The sequence below is a fragment of the Achromobacter sp. AONIH1 genome (assembly GCF_002902905.1).
GTDB lineage: Bacteria > Pseudomonadota > Gammaproteobacteria > Burkholderiales > Burkholderiaceae_B > Achromobacter.
On record NZ_CP026124.1, the window covers coordinates 4,369,987 to 4,386,102 of the forward strand.

The window sequence follows — 16,116 nt, forward strand, 5'->3', positions numbered from 1 at the left end:
GCGGCAAGTATTTCACGCAATCAAACCGGAGCGCGCCATGGCAGCCGAAAACCGACATCCCATCACCTTCTACACGGCCAATACGCCCAACGGCCTGAAGGTCGGCATCTACCTGCATGAGGCGGGCCTGGCACACCAGCGTCATCCCGTGGACCTGGGCGCGGGCGAGCAAAAGCGGCCCGAATACCTGAAGATCAACCCGAACGGCAAGATTCCCGCCATCGTCGACCACGAGGCCGGGCTGACGGTGTTCGAATCGGGCGCGATTCTTTCGTACCTGAGCAACAAGACCGGCCATCTGCAGCCGGACACGCTGGCCGGACAGCTGGCGGTGCAGCAATGGCTGCATTTCCAGATCGGCGGCATCGGCCCCATGCTGGGGCAGCTCTGGTGGTTCCTGCATGGCTCCAAAAGCGGCAACGAAGAGGCGATCGAGCGCTACCGCAAGGAGTCGCTGCGCCTGCTGGACGTGGTGGACCGGCGGCTGGGCGAATCGCGCCATCTGGCCACACCGGATTACTCGATCGCGGACATCGCCGCCTTTTCATGGCTGAGATCGGCTGAGGAGCTGCAGCTGGACATCGCGCCGTTCGAGCACGTGGGCCGGTGGCTGGAGGCCATCGAGGCCAGGCCGGCGGTCCAGGCGGCGGTGAGGGCAAACCAGGGCGGGTGATTGAGGACGGAACTGTCCGCAATGTTGCGCCCGCCGGCTGCTTTTTCCAACGGGTTCCCGGGCGCACACTGCCGTCCGTCATCACCCCTAAGGAACCCAGACCATGACATCCCCGCACGTCGCCGCCTTCGTTGCCGGCCCCCAGCCCACCGTCTTCATCGTCAACGTCATCCATGCCCATCCCGGCAAGCAGGAGCAAGCCTTCAGCGCCATCCAGGACGTGGTGCACTACGTCGCCCGCACCAAGCAGGGCTTCCTGTGGAGCAATCTGTCCAAGAGCACCGACGGCAAGACCGTGGTCAACATCGAGGCCATTTCCGGCGCGAACAAGGTGGACGAGTTCTTTTCCGATCCGGTATTCCTGGAGAAATTCCGCCGGCTCGACGAGGTGTCCACGAGCGAATTCCATACCTATCGCGTGGATGACCTGGTGCTGCCCGGGGCATGACCTCGTGCGGCTTGAGCGCCCCAGGGCTGGCGGGCGCGAGGCGCACTGAGCATCATGCATCCGCCCGCCAGCGCCACGGGCAGCCGGCCACGATGCCCTGGGCGGCCAGGGCATCGCCATCGCTGGCCGACGCGTCGGCGTAGTCGATGGGGGCTTCGGCATTCGGCCGGTTGTGCCAGAGGGCGCGTTCGGGCGGACAGACCGCATGCAGGCTGGTCACCAGCCATAGGGCGCCGCTGCGGGCCAGCGACAGGGTGGCGTCGCAAATGATGCCGTCGCGGCTGGCTTGCGTGCCGCGTTGTCCGATCAGGGCGTAGCGGCCGGTCAGGACCAGCGCGTCGTCCCGCGCCCGCAGGTCCAGCACGCGTTCCAGCACCAGATCCGTCAGCACGAACCGGCGGACATGCAGGAAGCGCTGGAACGATTCGACCGTGGTCGCGCTGCCCTTGATGCTGAACTGCGCATGCGCGAACGTGGCGCGCAAGGCCGTCCAGTCACCGTGGATGAAGGCGCCGCGCAGTTCGCGCAACAGAGCCAGCGCCTCCGGCGGCGGCGTGTCCATCAGCGCAGGAAGCTGGCGGCGGCCGGTTGTGCGAACGGCACGGCCGGCCTGGCCGGGTCGGCTTGGCGGGCACGGCGCCGGATGAGGCGGGCGACCGAGGCACCGTAGCGCATGTCGGTGTCGCGGATGCCCAGCCAGGCCACGTGCGAGTCGCCGGCGGTCGCGCGCACCCGATTGCCTTCCCAGAAGACGTAGCGCCCGTCGGGCAGGCGGCTGTAGTCCAGCGCGATGATGTCCAGGCCCACCGCCCGGGCCGCCGCCAACACGCGTTCCGGATGCGGCTCGCCCTCCAGGCGGAACACCTCGTCCATCGAGCAGGTCTGCGCCCACAGGGCCGCATCCTTGTAGTTGACGAAGGCGGATATCGAGCGCATGAAGTGGGCGGGAATCACCTCATCGTCCACGACATAGCTGCGGAATTTGTGGAAGTAGAGCCCGGAGCGCTCGGTCTCGACGAACTCGATGGCGAGATTCAGGGGCAGCATGCCCTTCGCGTCCGGATAGGTCTGCAGGGCGAGCCGGCGCTGGGTCTCGATGGTGCGCTGCGCGTCCTCGGGCGTGCGCGCCAGATACATGCCCGACCCCCGATGCATGCCGTCGCGCCGCAGCACCAGCGGGTACGTCAGGTCGGTGATGTCCTCGAAGGCCGAGAAATGCTGGTACTTCGCGCATTCGATGCCGGCATCGGCCCAGCGGCTCAGGTAGAAGGAATGCAGGCTGTGCGCGTTCTCGACAGTGCCTATGACGGGAAAGCCGCGGGCCAGCAGTTCCGCTTCCCGGCGCGCGCCGTAGTAGACATAGTTGCGGTTGTAGTATCGGTAGACCGAGACGTACATCGCGTCATAGCGGTCGAGCCGGGGCAGCGGGTTCCATGGGTTGTACAGGTGCCATTCGATGTTCTGCTCGTCCAGCCCCCAGACGATGGAGCGGTGTTCCATGGGCAGCATGAAGCCGGTCAGGGTTTCGAAGCCGGTCATGATGAGCACGCGCAAGCGCTTCATTGCTGTCCTCCGTTGGGGAAGGCGGGAGTCTGCGTCACCGGCAGATGCCGCAGACCGTGGAAGCTGACCGTGGGATGCCAGAGCGGCGCGCCCGCCAGCGACAGGCGGGGAAAGCGCGCGACGATGGCCTGCAGCGCGCGCTGGCCCTGCATGCGGGCAAACCAGCCGCCCAGGCAGGCATGGCGTCCCAGGCCGAAGGCCACGTGCCTGTTGTTCGTGCGGGTGATGTCGAAGCGCTCGGGATCCTCGAAGACCTCGGGATCCCGGTTGGCCGCGCCCAGCACCAGCATGAGCTGGTCGCCGGCGGCAATCCGCTTGCCCGCCAGTTCGTGGTCCTGCGTCGCCACCCGCCAGGCGATCTGCTGGGGCGATTCGACACGCAATATTTCCTCGATGGCCTTGGGCCAGAGATCGGGCTGCTCCCGCAGCAGGCGTCGCTGCTCGGGATGGCGCAGCAGCAACAGCAGGCCGTTGCCGATGAGATTGACGGTGGTCTCATGTCCGGCGGGGAACATAAGCACCAGATTGGCCAGCGCGTCCTCGAGCCCGACGGGATGCTCCTGCATGGAACGCATCAGATCGCCCGCCAGTCCGGCATCCTCGGGGCATTCCATTTTCTCGCGCAGATATTCCTTGAACGCGGCGATGCCGGCCGCGGCATCACCGAGCACCGGGGCCGCGGGCAGCGGTTCGATCAAGGAGGCCACCTGGTTGGACCAGGCCTTGACCCGGGCCTGGTCGGCGGAGGCGACATCGAATACGCGGCAGACCGTGCTGACGGGCACGGGCAGCGCGAAGTCGCCGACGGCATCGAAATCCTGGTCGCCGTCCAGCGCGTTCAGCCGCTGGTCCAGGATGTCATCGATCATCCGCGCCAGGCGTCCTTCGCTGGCCGGGCTGAACGCCTGGATGATGGCCCGCCGCAGCGGCTTGTGATCCGGCTCGTCGCGGTTCAGCACGGAGTGCGTGAGCAGCCACGCCACGCCGGGGCGCGAGCGGTAGCGCTGGGCAAAACCGGGCCAGCGCGAGACTTCCGAGCTGTATGAAGGATCGCGCAAGACCTGGCTGACTTCCGCATAGCGGGTCAGCACCCAGATGCCCATGGCGCTCCTGTGCACGGGATCCTGCTCGCGCAAGTCCCGGTAGTGGGCATAGGGCGCGGCCGAGAAATCCTTGGCAAAGGGGTTGAAGCGCATGTCATTCATGATCCGTTCTCCAGCCAGTCGAGCAGGGCGCCATCGTCGCGCGGCCGTTCGCCGTGCGCCCGCAGCAGGATCTCGGCGGCCAGTCCGAACGGCAGCGTGACGATCAGCCCGCGGGGCTTGAAGCTGGCCAGGTAGATCGCCGCTTCCGCCACGCTGTCGATGCGCGCGAGCATGGCGCGCAGGTCTTCCGAGGATTGGATGCGCCAGCGCCGGCTGTAGGTGCGCGTGCGTTCTCGGGCGTGCGGGTCCAGCGCCAGCATGGCCCTGGCGAGGTCGACCAGGGCCAGCGCCGTGGCGCGGGTCTGTCCGCTCGCCAGGGCGCCGATATCGCGCCACAGTTGCGGTTCCAGCCGGCAGCGGAAGGCCCGCGCGGCGGGCACCGGCGCCTGCGCGCGCAGGGAGCGGACCACGTCGGTCATGTCGGTGGGCGCGGCGCCCACCAGGCGGGCGGCGAGCGCGCGCAATTGTGGCGACAGCGCATCGCTGCCCACGTGGGCCACCGGGGCGTCCAGGGTCGTCATCGGATGGTTGACTCGAAGGGGTGGATGGCCACCGGCCGTGGCCAGAGCGCGTAGGCGCGCAGCTGGCCGCTGGCGGTCAGCCTGGCCAGCAAGCCGTCGCTGGGATAGCGCATGCCGCGCAGATGTTCCAGCAGCTTGCGGGCGCCGCGCTGGGTCACCAGATAGCAACTGGCGCCGCCACAGGACCAGGCCTCGTAGACCGACAGGGCGCCAGCCCGGCGAACGGGCGTGTCCCGCTCGGGATTGAAGGCGGGCCGGATCGAGGCCAGCGTCTCGTCGTTGAGATAATGCAGGTAGACTAGGTCGCCATCGCCAGGAAGCCCGCGCAGCAGCGTCCACAGATCCAGCGAGGGCGGCAGCACGAGGTCGTCTTCGCACACCAGTCCATAGCGCCGGTCGGACTGGCACAGCATGCGCCAGACGTGGGCATGGGACAGCGCGCAGCCCACTTCCGCGTGCGACATGGGGCCGGACAGTCCTTCATTCTGCGGATGCAGCTCGCCGGCGCCTCGCATGGCGTCGAGGTCGAGATCCGCGCCTTCCACCGCGTCGACGAAGGTCGCCGGCCAGCCCAGGCGGCCGAATTGCCTTTCCATATGCCGGCGGCGCGCACCGCTGCGCGGCAGGCTGATGCAATAGACGCCGCAGGGCAGCCCCAAATGGCCCGCCATCATGCGGCTCTCAGGTGCGACACCAGCCGCTGCAGCTCGTCGAATTCCTCGGACGCCTGCGGATCCGGGTGGGCCGTGGCTTGCGGCTTGAGCGTCAGCCGCTGCCCGAGCAGCAGGCCATCCATGCCGCAGGACCGATAGCATTCGATCGCGTCGGCGGCGGTCTCGACGATGGGCTTGCCCGCCAGATTGAACGACGTGTTCAGCAGCACCGGCACGCCGGTGAGCGCGCCGAACGCCTCGATGATCTCGTACAGCCACGGATTGTGTTCACGGCGCAGCGTCTGCACGCGCGCGGTGCCATCCACGTGCGTGATGGCGCCGAGCTGGTCCCGCAGCGCTTCCCGGACGGGGAACACGCGCAGCATGAACGGGCTTTCGTCATCGCCGGCCTCGCCCAGGTCAAACCATTGCCGCGCCTGCTCGTAGAGGACCACCGGGGCGAACGGCCGGAACAGTTCGCGATGCTTGATGCGGGCGTTCACGATATGGGTCATGGCCGGGCTGCGCGGGTCGGCCAGGATGCTGCGATTGCCCAGGGCGCGCGGCCCGTGCTCTGAACCATGCTGGAACAGACCCAGGATGCGGCCCTCGGCCAGCAGGGCCGCGATGTCTTGCGCGCTGGCCTGGCGCGTCGAGATGCCGTGGTCGGCCAGCGTGCGTTCCAGCGCCTGCGAAGTCTCGGCGGGCGGGCCGAGGTAGTCGGTGGCCACCGGCGCGCGCGGATGTCCCGCCAGGATCTGGGCGCCATACAGCGCGCAGGCCAGCGCATGGCCGTTGTCGCCGGGGTTGGGCGCGATGTAGAGCTGGCGAAACCCCGCCTCGTCGGCGATGCGCTGATTCGCGCAGCTGTTCAGCGCCACGCCGCCGGCCAGGCAGATGGCGTCCACGTCCGGCAGGCGGCGGCGCAGCGCGCCGGCCGCGTTGAGCATGATCTCCTCGATCATGCGCTGGATCGCGAAAGCGATGTCGGCATGTCCGGGCAGCAGCGCGCCATCCTCGCGGCGTGGCGCGTAGCGCGCGACCTGGGGCAGGTATTCGGCCGCCGGCGGGAAGGAGAACGAGCCGTCCTCGTGCAGCCCGAGCGCCGGCCGCAGCTTGCGGTAGAGCGTGTCGCGGCCATAGGAAGCCAGGCCCATGGTCTTGCCTTCGTCGCCCGCGTAGAACCCCAGATGGCGCGAGAATTCGGCGTACAGCAGTCCGGGGCTGCTACCGGGATGCAGGTGTTCCTGCAAGACCTCCATCCTCAGGCCATGCGCATGGCTCAGGGTCATGGCGATCCGCGATTCGTCCATGCGCCCCAGATCCTCGCCGCTCTCGTCGGCGGTCAGCACGGCGGCGCGCTCGAACGGACTGGGCAGGTAAGCCTGCCATTGATGGATCTGGTGGTGTTCCAGGCCGCGCACGACCTCGGCATTGGGGAACAGGCATTCCAGCAGCGTGCCGACGCGTCCCCAGTTGAAGGCGAAGTGGCAGTCGGCGGTGACGATCATGTCGATGTCCTCCGGCCCCAGCGGCAGGCCGCCGAGCAGGTGGCGCACGAATGGCAGCAGCGCGTCCTCGGAGATGAATGACGGCGGAAAGCCGTTGAATGAATAGTCGAGCGCGTCGCGGATGGCGTGGTCCACGTCGGACTCGCCGCTGTGGATGTCGGTCAGCTCGCGCCGGCTGAACAGCAGCGAATGCTTGCAGCCGGTGTAGCGGTCCAGCGTCAGGGCGCGCACCCCGTGGCGGGCGGAGACCAGGGCCGCGGCGGCGCCATGGCCGGTGGAGCAAAGGCCCAGCACGTTTGCCGCGCTGTGCCGGGGCGTATCGGGCGTGGTTTCAGGACCAGTCATCGGGACCCTCGTAGATGCGTGGATGGCTGCGGGCGACGTCGCCGGCGGTGACGCTCTGGGCCACCAGCGAATCGATGTAGGCCTGCAGGCCGGCATTGGCCCGCAGCATGGAGTTGAAGACCGAATTGACCCAGGTCAGGCAGTCAAGCTGGCATTTGTCGATCAAGGCGCCGAAATTGGAAGGCAGCGGATTGGCGGCCAGCGCCGTGATGATGGCTTGCAGGTCTGTCGCGACTTGTTGCCTGGAGGTGGCGTCCAGGCCCTGCTGCGCCTGCAAGGCCGTCAGCAGTGCCTGGGTCTGGGCGCTGATCTGAGCCACCGGAATGGAGGTTTCGGTGGCGGCCTCGCCCACGCCCTTGATGCGGCTCCATATCTGGTAGACCAGCGCGATCGGCGCCGAGAACAGGCTTTGCAGATAGACGGCGTCCAGCAGCCGTCCGGACATGCGGGTCAGGTTGTAGAGGCGCTTGGCGACCTTGCCCAGGTTGTACTTGGCCTTGCCCGGCGTGCCGAACTTCTTCACTTCCAGCGCCAGCTGCGCCAGGTAGTACGCGCGCAGGTCGGCGCCGATCGCGGCGTACAGGCTCGCGACCAGCGATTCCTGGCGGGTGTCCAGGTAGATCTCCTGGAGGAAGGCGTCCTGGGCGCCGTCCATGGTGGTGATGTTGCCCACCGGATCCTGCCAGGTCGGGTCGAGCACGTTGCTGGTGTTCATCACGATCTGCTGAGACGGGTTCGAGAAGATCCAGTCGAACTTGATCCAGCCCGGATTGCTGCTGGCGTCGGCCCAGGCGATGGTGGCGGACTGCCCGGTGTCCGTGCGCGTGCCCGTGATCTGGCCGGCCGTGATCTGGGCCGGAGTCCAGGCGATGGGCGCGCCCTTGGGGCCGACGTCGCTGCTGCCCGTGGCCTGGAATGGATAGGGGTAGATGCCGAACTTCAGCTCGACCAGCTGCGCCAGGATGCCGGGGACATTGGGCGTCGTCATCCCCCGGCTGCGCACGATCGTGCCCAGCGTGGCCTGGGCCTGGGCCAGCGTGGCGGCGTTGATGTTGACCCGTTCGGTGAAGTCCAGATCGCCCGGATAGAGCTGGAAAGTGTCCTGGGCGGTGGAACCGGACATGGCCAGGGCGGTCTGCACGCCCGCGGGCACGGGCGAGCCATTGCCGCCGACGGCCACCACCGCCGTCACGCTGGAGGCCAGCGGCAGCGAGCTGCCGTTGAAGTCGATCATCGCCACGTTGGGACCAAACACGGCGTTGGCGCTGTCGCGCACGAACCAGGTGCCCAGGCAGTTGATTGTGGCGGCCCTGACCCAGGCGCGCGTGGTCACGCCGTTGTAGGGCAGGCTTTGCTGGGTCAGCAGGGCGCCGACCTGGTCCGGTCCCCAGCCGGCGATCGCGGTCGGCGCCGGGGACAAGGCCAGCGCGGCGCTGGGCAGGTAGATCTCGCCGCCGGTCGTGCCCGAGGCGCTGGGCAGCGCGTAGGAGCCGGACGGCCCGGGCATGGCGCTGGCGATGGCGGGCAGGGGCGAGGGCAGGGCGCTGACCAGCGCGGGCGTGCCGGCAAAATTGCCCTGGGGATAGAGCGCCGCGTCGGCTTCGTTCACCATCGCGCTGGCGCCCAGGGCGGCGCTGGCGGTCGCGGTGCCGGTCTGCCGCCAGCGCCGCGCGCCCGTGTACAGATCGAAGGCCGACAGATTGCCCGCGCCGTCCTGCACCATCAGCGTCGTGCCCCACAGCGTCGGCGTGGCCGAGAGCGGCTGCGACAAGGTCACGGACCAGCACTGCCACCAGGTGCCGGGCAGGTCGATGAAGGTCCAGGCATACACCGCCAGCTGGCCCGAGCGCGCGGGCACGACGAGCCGGTCGCCCACCAGTAGCACTTTGGAGAAATCGATGCCCGTGATGCCGGGGGGGACCACATTGGCGGCGACGGCCTTGGTGGCGGTATCCACCACGTCGAAGCTGTCGCCCTGGCCATTGAGCAGCGCCTGTCCGGATCCGGGGCTGGCCAGCAGGGTGACGGCGGCGGGCCGCGCGAGCGTCCAGCTGGAGCCGTCGGCGTTGAAGCCGTAGAGCGTGCTGCCGGCCGCGGCCAACGGCAGGCCGGCGGCGAGCGTGGCGCCGCACGCGGAGAAGTCGGTGCTGGTGCGCGCGCTCCACTTGATGGCGGGTTGCGAACCCAGCGTCAGCGCATAGACGCCCATGCTGGATACCGCGTACAGCGTGGCGCCATCGCTGCCCAGCAGGGTGGCGGTCACCTTCGATTGCGAGGCGGCGTTCATGAAGGTGAGCGCGGACTGGACCCCGGGCGTGGCGGGGGTGGTCATGTCCACCGAGACCAGGTTTCCCTGGCCGGTGCAGAACCACACCGTGTTGCCGGTGGCGACCGGCGTCGCGTCCACCGGGCCGCTGACGATGGGCGCGCTGTAGGTCCACAGGTCCTGGCCCTGGTAGGTATCGTAGGCATGCAGCGCGGACATCTGCGCGCCGCTTTCGCCGAACATCGCCAGGCGGCCGTATCCCAGCGGTGGCGCGGTCACCGGAGATTGCACCAGCGGAGCCATGCCCGGGAGCACGCTGCCGTCGACCGTCTGATAGAAGTTCAGCAGCGTGCCGACGGTCGGGATCGCGATGCCGCCGGGGGCTGGCGGTGGCGGCGGCAGTTCCAGCAGCGGGTACAGCGCCTGTACGTAGTTCATCGCGCTGACCGAGGCGGATGCCGGATCGCTGGCCGCCAGGGCCTGGGCGCCCGACAGGCTGGAGGATCCCTCGAAATCGAGCAGTCCGGCATATGCCACGCCCAACTCATGCATCAACGATGCCGCCAGCGCGATGGTGCCGGACGCGGAATCCAGATACACCTGCTGCCAGCAGGCGTCCAGGACCTGGGCGGTGTCGGTCGTGGTGGTGGAATTGACGATCTGCATGCAGATGCCGTCCATCATCTGCACCGACAGCGGCTTGGTCAGGTCAAAAGTGATGGTCAACGTGCCGATCCGGGCGAGCACGGCGGCGTAGTTGCCATTGACGGTGGCCGGCGACGTGCCGGCGCCGAACAGGGCCTGCAAGGCGGGCGAGGCGGGCAAGGTCGTGGCCGAGCCCAGCGCGTCGGTCAGCAAGGCCGCCGCGGCATTCAGCACGGCTTGCTGCCGCGTAGTCCCACCGATGAATGCGATTGGCACGGGCGCTCCTTCAAGCGGCGGGGCTCATAGGAATTGGGAGGGGTCGACAAAGGTCGTCAGGAACGACCAGGTGTAGCTGACCGGCTTCTGGGGCAGCGCGCTGTAGCGCAGCGGCAGCACGCCAACGCTGTTCGTCGTGGTTGTCGCATAGCTGTTGGCGTCGTTCCACCAGGCCGAGGGCGTCGTCATGCCCCAGTGCTGGAACAGGCGCTGGCGGATGCCCAGGGCGGTCGCGGAATCATTGATGAAGACGCTCATTTCGCCGTCCATGCGCAGGCTGCGGGGCGAGAAATTGGCGCTGCCCACCACCGCGACGCGGTCATCGAACAGGGCGAGCTTGGAATGGACGTAGATGCCGCGGTAGTTGGCCGGCTGGCCCTGGAGCGCCTTGCCCGTGTCGGACGGCGGTGTGGCGAAGTAGCGCGCCGGGGAGCAGAAACAGACCTGCGGTTGCGTCGCGCTGTCGTGGATGTTCCAGACCTCGTGTATCCATACCCGGCGCGTTGTCCCGCCTTTGGTGAAGGTCACGGTGGTGTATTCGATGCCGCGCGGATCGAAGTTCAGCGAGGTGGTGTCCTGACTCGTGATGATGTCGCCGGCCTGCAGCGCGTAGTAGTCCCAGTCCTGCGAAGCGAGCTTCAGCGCGGCATAGGCATAGCGGATCAGTTTCAACTGTCCCTGTTCGATTGTGAAGTCGTCGCGGTACTCGCTCACGGTCGGATGAGGCACCATGACGATGACGCGGAAGCTGGCCGGCTGGGAGATCAGCCTGGCCGCCAGCGCCGCCACGATCTCGGAGGACGTGAAGGTGAAGTTCTCGAAGTAGATGTAGGACGTGGCCTTGTTGATGTTGACGATCAGCTGATCCAGGATTTGGTGCACGTCCGTCAGCAGCGCCTGGAGCTTGGAGGCCGAACCGCTCAAGTCCATCCGTTCGTTGCAGGTGATGGCCACTTGCGCGGGCACCTGCGGGGTCGAGGGCAGCGGCGAGACATACGGCGGCGGGGTGCCGGCCGGGCCGATGATGGAGTTGCGCGCGATCATCCAGTTGGCCACCTTGACATAGGTATTGCCGGACGGCGCGGGCTTGCTGTTGGCCTTGGACCAGCGGCGGTCGAATTCGGCTTCGATCAGATCGACGGCGGGGCCGGTCAGGGCCAGGCCGGTATCGTGCCAGCTGGCGCCGTCGTAGTTGCCGCTCTGGTCCAGCATGGTGTGGGCCTTGCTGTCGTAGTACGAGGGCGTGATCGTATTAAAGCCGGATACCAGGGCGATGCGCGTGCCGTTGACGCTGGCGATCACGATCTTCTGGTGGTTCGAGCCGAGTTCGGCAGGCAGGGGATACCAGTTCGGCCATTGCGCCTGGTAGTTTTCCAGGTAGACGGACACATTCGATGCCCCCTTGAGACCCAGCGCGGTCTGGGCGTTCAGGCGATGGTCGCCCTTGAATGCGCCGTTGGTATCGAACAGCTTCTGGAAGAGCACCGCGCCCAGCGTCGTGGCGATCTGTGTGTTGGCCCAGTTGCCGATGTCGGTCATCGCATACGCGATGGATGTGTTCCACATCATGACGTAGGCGTTGTGGCCGGCGCTGCCGATGGCCTTGATCAGGCCCTCGAACGAGACATCGGCGGGCAGGCTGGCCGGCGTGGCGAAGGACCCGTTGAGCACCGCGATCAAGACGTTGCGCATCGTCGGGAAGTACTCTTCGCCGTCGAGCAGGAAAGTCACGCTGGCGCTGTTCGGTCGCTGGATCACTTCCATGGCGGTCATCGCGGCCGAGGAAGCGCCGCTGGCCAGCACGGCCGCGCCGGACAGCACCGTGTTTTGCGACTGCAGATCGTAGGTGTAGAGCTTGCCGTCCGTCCCTATGCCGGCGACCAGCCCGCCAATCCGCACGGGTGGCGATATGAAGCTGGAGAGACTGGTCATGTGCCACGCCAGGGTCGGGTCCAGCGTGCCGTCGGGATCGACACTGACCGTATTGAGCGTGAGCGTGCCATTGGTCGCGAACGACAGCAGGCTGTGGCCGAGTTCTCGCGTCCACGGCACCGCGCCCGCGCTGCTGGACAGGGTGAAGCGGCCCAGGCTCTGTTCATTTACGGTATCAAGCAGCACGTATGCGCCATTCACGCTACCCATCAGCAGGCGGTCCTGGTCCAACGGGATCAGCACGCCGATGGCGGCTTCGGCTTCGATGGCCTTGGGCGCTTGTATGCCGTTGGGCGCCAGTGTCACCTCATACAGCGTCGACCCCGAAGCCACGAACAGCTGGTTGCCAAGCAGCGCGGGAGCCACGACCGTCAGGTCCACCCCGCCCAGGGTGGACCACAGCACCGTTGCCGTCGTGCCGGATACGGCCGCGCCGAACAGACCCTTGGCGGTGACCAGCACCAGCGTGCGATGGTCTCCCGTCGACAGCAGGGCCGACACCTTGCCCGGCGCCGTGCTGCCGCAGACATAGACAGGCGTGCCCAGCACGGGCGACGCGCTTTGCGGGCTGCTGACGCTGATCAGGTTGCCCTGGCTGGTGGCGAACCACAGGACGCCGTCCATGACCACCGGCGTGGCATCCACGCTGCCGCTCACCGATACGGTGTTGGCCCAGCCGTCGGCGACCGGCGAAACGGCGGGGTCGTAAGCGTGCAGCAGCGTCGTCGACTGGGTGGTGCTTTCCCCGGCGTAGAGTATGCCGTTCCAGGCGAGTCCGGGCGCGGACAGGTATCCGCGCGACAGTGTGACCGTGCCCAGGACGGCGCCGGTGGCGCTGTCGGCGAACGCCAGGTTGCCCCGGTTGTCGCCGATGGCCAGAACATTGATGGGGGCCGTCATGCCTCGGCTCCCGTCGCCAGGGCGGCGTCGGCCAGCTCGGCGGCCCCCAACCGCGCCGGGTCCACCAGGAACTCGGACAGCATCGTGCAATTGGGATAGTCCCAGAACAAGGTGGCCTCCAGATCGACGCGGGATTGATCCCCGATGTGCATGGCGAGGTTGACCGCGGCGAACGAATCCAGCCCGTACACGCCGAAATGGGTGTCCGGATTGATGTCCGCCTTCTGCATGTTCAGTTCCGCGGCCAGCAGCGCGGCCAGCCAGTCGCGGATCTGCGCCAGGGCCGTCTCGCGCGGCAGGCTGGCGAGGGCCGGCATGGCAGGCAGGGGCGGGCGGGTGCGCGACGTTTCCTGGCAGTGCGCGCGCCAGGACGACAGCGGGCTCAGGCGTCCGGCCCGGTGCGCGGCCGCCACGGCGCTGCGCCGGATCTTGCCGCTGGGCGTGCGCGCCAGGCTGCGTTCGCGCACCAGCACGACCTCGTCGACGGCGATGCCGTGCTGCTCGGCCAGCGCGCCGCGAACCCGTTCCAGCAGGCCCGGCATGTCGGGATGCCGGCGGGGGACTTCCAGCACCACCGCGATGCCGGCCTCGTCGTCGCCGAAGGCGGCCGCGCCCATCTGCGCCAGTGCCGGCTCCAGCGCCCGGCAGCTGGCTTCCATGTCCTCGGCGTGATGATTGCGGCCGCGAACGATGACGATGGCCTTGCTGCGGCCCACCACATAGAGTTCGCCCTTGTAGACGAAGCCCAGGTCGCCCGTTCTGACGTACTGGGCCGGATCGTCCGGCAACTGTGCGTGGAAGGCGGAATCCTCGTCGCCCACGGGTTCGGCGACGCTGTCGCCGGCCACCCATATCTCGCCCACGTCATAGGGCGACGCCTCGCTGCCATCCTGCTTGATGACGCGCACCGCCTGCAAGGGCGTGCCCAGTCCGACCAACCTGCGGTGTTCGCGGTCGGCTTTGGTCGTCAGCCGGATCTGGCCGGCGGCCAGCGCGTTGCGGTCCACGTCCAGCAGGGACGGCTTGTGCAGATGGCTGCTGGCCGAAACGATCAGGGTCGCCTCAGCCAGGCCGTAGCAGCTGGTGAAGGACGCCATGCGGAAGCCAAAGCGGCGGAACCGGGTGGCGAACTGCCGCAGCGTGGCCGGGTTGACGGTTTCCGCACCATTGAAGGCGACCAGCCAGCGGCTCAGGTCCAGGTTCGCGCGCTCGATCTCGTCGTCGGAGGCCGCCAGGCAGGACTCGTAGGCGAAGTTGGGGCCGCCCGAGGTGGTCGCGCCGGTCATCGTGATCGCGCGCAGCCAGTTCAGCGGCGAGCGCAGGAAAGTGCGCGGCGCCATCAGCGTCGTGCGAAAGCCGGCGTACAGCGGCTGCACGATGCCGCCGATCAGGCCCATGTCGTGATAGGGCGGCAGCCAGACCAGTCCGCGCTGCTTGGAGGTATGCACGAACGCGCGACGGATCAGCTCGCTGTTGTGCAACAGGTTGCGATGGGAAATCCGCACGCCATGCGGCACGCCGACCGTGCCGGAACTGTATTGATGGATCGCGATGGCGTCCGGCCGGTTGCCGGACGGGCCGGCATCGGGCGGGCCGGCCAGGCAATCCTCCACCGCCAGCCAGCGCAGCGATGCCGGCTGCAGTGCCGGATCCCGCGTGGCCAGCGTCGCCCGGGTGGCGATGCCCCAGGTGGCCGCGCTGCCGGCGGCCACGTGCTCCAGCCTGGCGATGGCGTTCTTCTCGGTCGGCGGCTGCGTGGGCAGCGCCACCGCGCCGGCGCGCAGGATGCCGTAGAACGCGCGGACGAAATCCAGGCCCGGCGCGCAGGCCAGGATCACCGGCGCACCCGGCGCCACGCCAGCGGCGCGCAAGGCGGCGGCGACCCGGCTGGCCGCGAGGGCCAGGGTGGCGTAGCTGTCGGTGTCGACGATGTCGAGCCGGCTGTCCATGAAGGCGAATGCGGGCAGATCGGGTTGGTTCTCTGCGCGCCAGTCCAGCAGGGCGTCCAGCGACTGTGTTGGGTTCATTGCCGCGTCCCGGTGCTGGCTCGCTCGAAGAACGGCGTTTCGCGCGGGTCGAGCCAGTAGTTGTAGGTAAAGGCAGGCGCCAGGCATTCGACGAAGTGGGCCCAGCCCATGGGCAAGAGCAGCAGGTCGCCGGGGTACAGATCCAGGGCCACGGTGGGCACCGGATGGCCGGCCTCGCGGGGATCAAGCGGACTGCGCAGGAACGCGCTGCCCATCACCGATTCGGCCTGGATGTCCGGCAGCGCGCTGGGCGGATGCAGCCAGAAGCGCTTGTGGCCGATGACGCACAGCACGAAATTGTCCTGCGGGTCGGTGTGCAGGTTGGAGCACGAGCCCGCCGCGCCCATCCAGATGCAGGGCAGGTGCACCTCGTGCGGACGCAGGAAGGCCGGCCGCAGCAAGCCCAGCGCGTTGCGGAACTCCAGCGGCACCCGCAGGTTCCGGAATCGGACATAGAGATCCTGGCGCACCGTCTCGCCCAGGACAGCGGCGGCGAGATAGTCGTCCAGGCTGATCCGCGCGTCATTGGCGCTGCTGTCGATGGTGTTGTAGATGTGCGAGGGCTTCCAGCGCGGGTCGAGCATGAGCGCGCCCGCCCTGGCCCGCACGTCCTCGAAGGTGATGCCGTCCAGCGGGGTGCCGGCCAGGTAGCCGCGCACCACGACGGGCCGGGCCGCGCCGTTGAAGTGCGCGAGAATGTCCTCGTCCGGCGTATGCGCGCGCTCCAGGATCTCGACCCTGTCGAAGGGGCCCCGCCAGGTCCGCATCAGCCGCTGGATCTTGGCCGGATAGGCGCTCATGGACGTTCGTCCCCGTCGAGTCCCTCCGCGCCGGTCACGAAGTCGATGCCGGGTTCGGTGCGTTCCAGATCCTCCTCCAGGAACATTTCGAGCGTGACATCGACGTCGACATCGACGTCGACCTCGGTCTCGATGTCCGCCTCGACATCGGCGTCCACGTCGACGTCCACGTTGGGATCGTCGGGAATCTCGACATCGTCGCCGATGTCCAGCTCCTCTGGATTGTTCAGGCTGGCATCGTCCGAGGCATTGTCGAATTCTTCGGATTGTTCGTCGAAATCGTCTTCCAGGTCCTGGCAGGTACCGCCTTCCAACAGTCGAGTGTTCGCCATGTCAGTGTCCGGGCTATGA

General features: G+C 67.8%; 13 protein-coding genes. 2 read left to right on the forward strand and 11 right to left on the reverse strand.

Annotation, left to right across the window (positions count from 1 at the left end; genetic code table 11):
* The first annotated feature begins 37 nt into the window (after window positions 1-37).
* Together C2U31_RS20050 and C2U31_RS20055 are read left to right on the forward strand one after the other, a co-directional pair.
* Entirely contained in the window at window positions 38-673 is a 636-nt protein-coding gene (locus C2U31_RS20050) for a glutathione S-transferase family protein (protein WP_103274384.1), read from the forward strand.
* Window positions 674-776: 103 nt separating this feature from the next.
* Complete coding sequence (locus tag C2U31_RS20055; RefSeq protein ID WP_103274385.1) at window positions 777-1,121, forward strand: antibiotic biosynthesis monooxygenase; 345 nt, start codon at window positions 777-779, stop codon at window positions 1,119-1,121.
* A gap of 52 nt (window positions 1,122-1,173) precedes the next feature.
* Here C2U31_RS20055 and C2U31_RS20060 read toward each other — a convergent pair whose 3' ends face one another.
* The 11 genes from C2U31_RS20060 to C2U31_RS20110 are packed head-to-tail and all read right to left on the reverse strand — an operon-like array spanning window position 1,174 to window position 16,097.
* A complete protein-coding gene (locus tag C2U31_RS20060) occupies window positions 1,174-1,683 on the reverse strand; it encodes a hypothetical protein (RefSeq protein WP_103274386.1) in 510 nt (169 codons plus the stop codon).
* Entirely contained in the window at window positions 1,683-2,684 is a 1,002-nt protein-coding gene (locus C2U31_RS20065; protein WP_103274387.1) for a hypothetical protein, read from the reverse strand. The genes C2U31_RS20060 and C2U31_RS20065 overlap by 1 nt, the downstream gene beginning before the upstream one ends.
* On the reverse strand, window positions 2,681-3,889 hold the full coding sequence (locus C2U31_RS20070; protein ID WP_103274388.1) for a cytochrome P450: 1,209 nt from the start codon (window positions 3,887-3,889) through the stop codon (window positions 2,681-2,683). The genes C2U31_RS20065 and C2U31_RS20070 overlap by 4 nt, the downstream gene beginning before the upstream one ends.
* Complete coding sequence (locus tag C2U31_RS20075) at window positions 3,886-4,410, reverse strand: hypothetical protein (protein ID WP_103274389.1); 525 nt, start codon at window positions 4,408-4,410, stop codon at window positions 3,886-3,888. The genes C2U31_RS20070 and C2U31_RS20075 overlap by 4 nt, the downstream gene beginning before the upstream one ends.
* The gene (locus C2U31_RS20080) at window positions 4,407-5,084 is read right to left on the reverse strand and encodes a glycosyltransferase family 25 protein (protein WP_158658412.1); all 678 of its coding nucleotides are present in this window, start codon (window positions 5,082-5,084) and stop codon (window positions 4,407-4,409) included. The genes C2U31_RS20075 and C2U31_RS20080 overlap by 4 nt, the downstream gene beginning before the upstream one ends.
* Complete coding sequence (locus C2U31_RS20085) at window positions 5,081-6,919, reverse strand: carbamoyltransferase C-terminal domain-containing protein (RefSeq protein ID WP_158658413.1); 1,839 nt, start codon at window positions 6,917-6,919, stop codon at window positions 5,081-5,083. Before C2U31_RS20085 ends, C2U31_RS20080 begins: the two co-directional genes overlap by 4 nt.
* On the reverse strand, window positions 6,906-10,106 hold the full coding sequence (locus tag C2U31_RS20090) for a PQQ-binding-like beta-propeller repeat protein (protein WP_158658414.1): 3,201 nt from the start codon (window positions 10,104-10,106) through the stop codon (window positions 6,906-6,908). Before C2U31_RS20090 ends, C2U31_RS20085 begins: the two co-directional genes overlap by 14 nt.
* 24 nt (window positions 10,107-10,130) lie before the next feature.
* Window positions 10,131-12,938, reverse strand: a complete 2,808-nt coding sequence (locus C2U31_RS30820; RefSeq protein ID WP_199770860.1) for a phospholipase D-like domain-containing protein — start codon at window positions 12,936-12,938, stop codon at window positions 10,131-10,133.
* Window positions 12,935-14,965 (reverse strand): AMP-binding protein, encoded by a 2,031-nt coding sequence (locus C2U31_RS20100; RefSeq protein ID WP_158658415.1) that lies wholly within the window; start codon window positions 14,963-14,965, stop codon window positions 12,935-12,937. The genes C2U31_RS30820 and C2U31_RS20100 overlap by 4 nt, the downstream gene beginning before the upstream one ends.
* On the reverse strand, window positions 14,962-15,765 hold the full coding sequence (locus tag C2U31_RS20105) for a cupin-like domain-containing protein (protein WP_103274394.1): 804 nt from the start codon (window positions 15,763-15,765) through the stop codon (window positions 14,962-14,964). The genes C2U31_RS20100 and C2U31_RS20105 overlap by 4 nt, the downstream gene beginning before the upstream one ends.
* Window positions 15,762-16,097 carry a hypothetical protein gene (locus tag C2U31_RS20110; protein ID WP_158658416.1) on the reverse strand — a complete coding sequence of 112 codons (336 nt, stop codon included), beginning with the start codon at window positions 16,095-16,097 and terminating at the stop codon, window positions 15,762-15,764. Before C2U31_RS20110 ends, C2U31_RS20105 begins: the two co-directional genes overlap by 4 nt.
* Window positions 16,098-16,116 lie beyond the last annotated feature (19 nt).